Below are 3099 nucleotides of genomic sequence, written 5' to 3' on the forward strand. Positions count from 1 at the left end.
AACACAGTGTAGGGCGAGCCACCTCAAACACCGAGGCGGACATACGGTCTTACCGGCAGAACTTCGCGCCCGTGCCTTCCAGATGGAAATGGTCCTGATGCGCCGCGTTGTATTCGGGGCCGAGCACCGTGCCGAAACGCTTGCACGCGCTCTTGTGCACCACCCGCAGGAACTCGCGCGTCGCCGCATCGCCGCCCTGCCAGTCGCGCTTCAAGACGATCCGCCGCCCGTCCGCCAGCACGAAGGCCGAAACGTCGATCGCCTCGGCGCGGGCATGGGCCGAACGCACTTCGGTGCCCGCGACATTGCGGCAGTTGTAGGAGCCCATGGTCTCGATCCGCGCCACCGGGCTGCCGAGCAGCTGGCGCGCGGCGCGATCGACCCCGAAGCGCGCCCAATCGCCGAACGTCTTGGCCACCTGGCACTGCACCGGCCCGAGATTGGCGATGCTGAGCGGGGCGCGGTCGCCGGCGAGCGCCATCAGCTGGACCGTGCCGAGCTGGTTGCACCCCGGAGCGGCATAGGTATCGGGAACCGGATCGAAGCGCGCGCCGCTCGCGCCGAGATCGGCAAGACAGCCCGCCTCGCTGGTGCGCGGTGCAAAGCTGCGCGGGGCCGAGGCGACGGCGACCGCAGGGCGCGCCGGGGCGCTCGCGCGCGTTGGCGCAGGGCCCTGACCGACGCCGGGTGACGCCACGCCGGGAACGATCGAACCGCAGCCCGCCAGCGTCACCAGGGCGCCCGCCAGCAAACCCGCTCTGCCAAGAAATGCCATGTGCCTCATACCTAGGCACTATTGCGCAGGCATCCTTAAGGCCCGCGCAAGAAACTCGGTTAAGAAAACCTTACGTCGTTACCAAGTAACCCTAACGGGTGCTTGCGTCAGGGCAGACGGTCCTCGACCTGCTCCCAAAGCTCGATCTTCACCCCGTCGGGGTCGAGCAGCCAAGCGAACTTGCCGTAGCCCTCGTCCGCCTCGCCCAGTATCTCGACGCCCTTGGCGCGCAGGCCCGCGACAAAGCCGCCCAGATCGTCGACGCGCAGGTTGATCATGAAGCCGCCCGTGCCCGGCTTGATGTAACCATCATCGCCGAAATGGCTGATCAGCGAATAGGGGTGCGCGCGCGGCTCGTCCGCCCAGGCGAGCTGGGGCCCGTATTCGCCGTCGATGCCCAGCACCTCGCGATACCACGCGCGGCTCGCGGCCGGGTCCTTCACGATGTAGAAAATGCCGCCCAGCCCGGTGATCCGCGCGCCGCTTGCTGCCTGTTCCGCCATGCCCTGTCCTCCCCGCCGGGATTATGCCTGAATCAGCGGGCGGGGGAAAGGGCGCGAGACCCGCCATCCGACCGGGAGCTGGAGGGGGCAGGGACTGGAAGCGGGCCTCGCTTCCCCCTGTTCGCGCGCTGGCGCTGTGCGGTTACACGCGCCCGGTGCGCGGGGCGGTGAGGCGGCTTACCACCACGATCGCCAGAAGCGCGGCGATGAAGCCCGGCACGATCTCGTAGAGCCATTTGGAAAGCGTCAGGCCATCCTTGACGACATCTGGATTGGCGGGATCGATCCCCGCTTGGGCCGCGATCCAATCGAACATGAACGAACCGGGATAGTAGGTTGGAAGCACCCAGAGCGCGACCACGCCCGCGCCCGTGACCAGCCCCGCCACCGCGCCCGCGCCGGTCATCCGGTCCCATGTCAGCGCGAGCAGGATCAGCGGGCCGAACGCCGCGCCGAACCCCGCCCAGGCATTGGCGACGAGGCCCAGCACCTCGCTCTCCGGGTCAGCCGCGATCACCAGCGCGGCCGCCGCGACCAGCGCGACGCACAGTCGCCCGATATTGACCGCCTCGGCCTCCGAGGCGTGGCGGCGCAGGAACAGGCGGTAGAAATCTTCCGTGAGCGAGGAGGAGGAGACCAGCAGCTGCGAGGAAATCGTGCTCATGATCGCCGCCAGCAGCGCGGCATAGAGGAAGCCCGTCACCGCCGGATGGAACAGGATCTGTGCGAGGAGGATGAAGATCGTCTCGGGGTCCGCGACCTTCAGTCCGTGGGTATCGGCATAGGCGCGCCCCGCCAGCCCCACCGCGACCGCGCCGACCAGCGAGATCACCATCCAGCTCATCCCGATCGCGCGCGCAGTCGGCACGTTCTCGACCCGGTCGATCGCCATGAAGCGCACGATGATATGCGGCTGGCCGAAATAGCCCAGGCCCCAGGTGAACGCGCTGATCACCCCCACCAGCGTTGCGCCGTGGGTTAGGCTGAGAAAGCCCTCGGGCGGGGAAGCGGCAACCGTGCCGGGGGGCGCCGCGAACAGGATGACGAGCGGCATCACCACCAGCGCAGCCATCATGATCATGCCTTGGACAAAATCGGTGAGGCTGACCGCGAGGAACCCGCCGATCATGGTGTAGACCAGCACGATCCCCGCAGTGATGAGGATGCCGACCATGTAGTCGGACAGCCCCGCCACCGGCATGGCGCCCGCAAAGGCGGTCTCGAACAGCTTGCCCCCGCCGACCATGCCGGAGGCGGTGTAGACCGTGAAGAACCCGACGATGATGATCGCCGAGGTGACCCGAAGGAGCGTCCCGGCTTCCGGAAAGCGGTTGGCGAGGAATTGCGGGATCGTCAGCGCATCGCCCAGCCGCTCGGTCTGCTCGCGCAGGCGCGGCGCGACGATGATCCAGTTGAGGCCCGCCCCGATGGTGAGCCCGATGGCGATCCACGCCTCGACCAGCCCGGAGGCGAACAGCGCGCCGGGAAGCCCGAGCAAGAGCCACCCCGACATGTCGGACGCCCCCGCGCTAAGCGCCGTCACCCCCGGCCCGAGGTTCCGCCCCGCAAGCAGATAGCCCTCCGACGTCGCCCGGGTCTTGGCCCAGGCATAGACGCCGATGGCAATCATCAGCAGGAAATAGGCGGCCAACGCGGCGAGGGTGTAGATGTTCATGGGGGCGTTGGGTAACAAGCGCGCCGACGCTTGACCACATTCGCCTCAGAGTTTCCCGCAGGCGGGCGCGTTTGACGGGCCCACCCCCAGGCCCTCCCGCAAGCGGGAGGGGAGCGAGACTTGGCGGCTTTGCCGCCTAGTCGCAG

Annotated in this window: 3 protein-coding genes; all 3 read right to left on the bottom strand. The window is 68.1% G+C overall.

The annotated features are described in order from the left end of the window. Positions 1–49 precede the first annotated feature (49 nt). Complete coding sequence (locus tag AX708_RS11550; protein ID WP_066532865.1) at positions 50–775, bottom strand: extensin family protein; 726 nt, start codon at positions 773–775, stop codon at positions 50–52. A 107-nt stretch (positions 776–882) separates the two neighbouring features. Continuing rightward, entirely contained in the window at positions 883–1278 is a 396-nt protein-coding gene (locus AX708_RS11555; RefSeq protein WP_066532864.1) for a VOC family protein, read from the bottom strand. 142 nt (positions 1279–1420) lie between these two features. Continuing rightward, entirely contained in the window at positions 1421–2953 is a 1533-nt protein-coding gene (gene putP, locus AX708_RS11560; protein WP_066532862.1) for a sodium/proline symporter PutP, read from the bottom strand. Positions 2954–3099 lie beyond the last annotated feature (146 nt).

This window comes from Erythrobacter sp. CCH5-A1, from assembly GCF_001557115.1.
Classification (GTDB): Bacteria; Pseudomonadota; Alphaproteobacteria; order Sphingomonadales; family Sphingomonadaceae; genus Erythrobacter.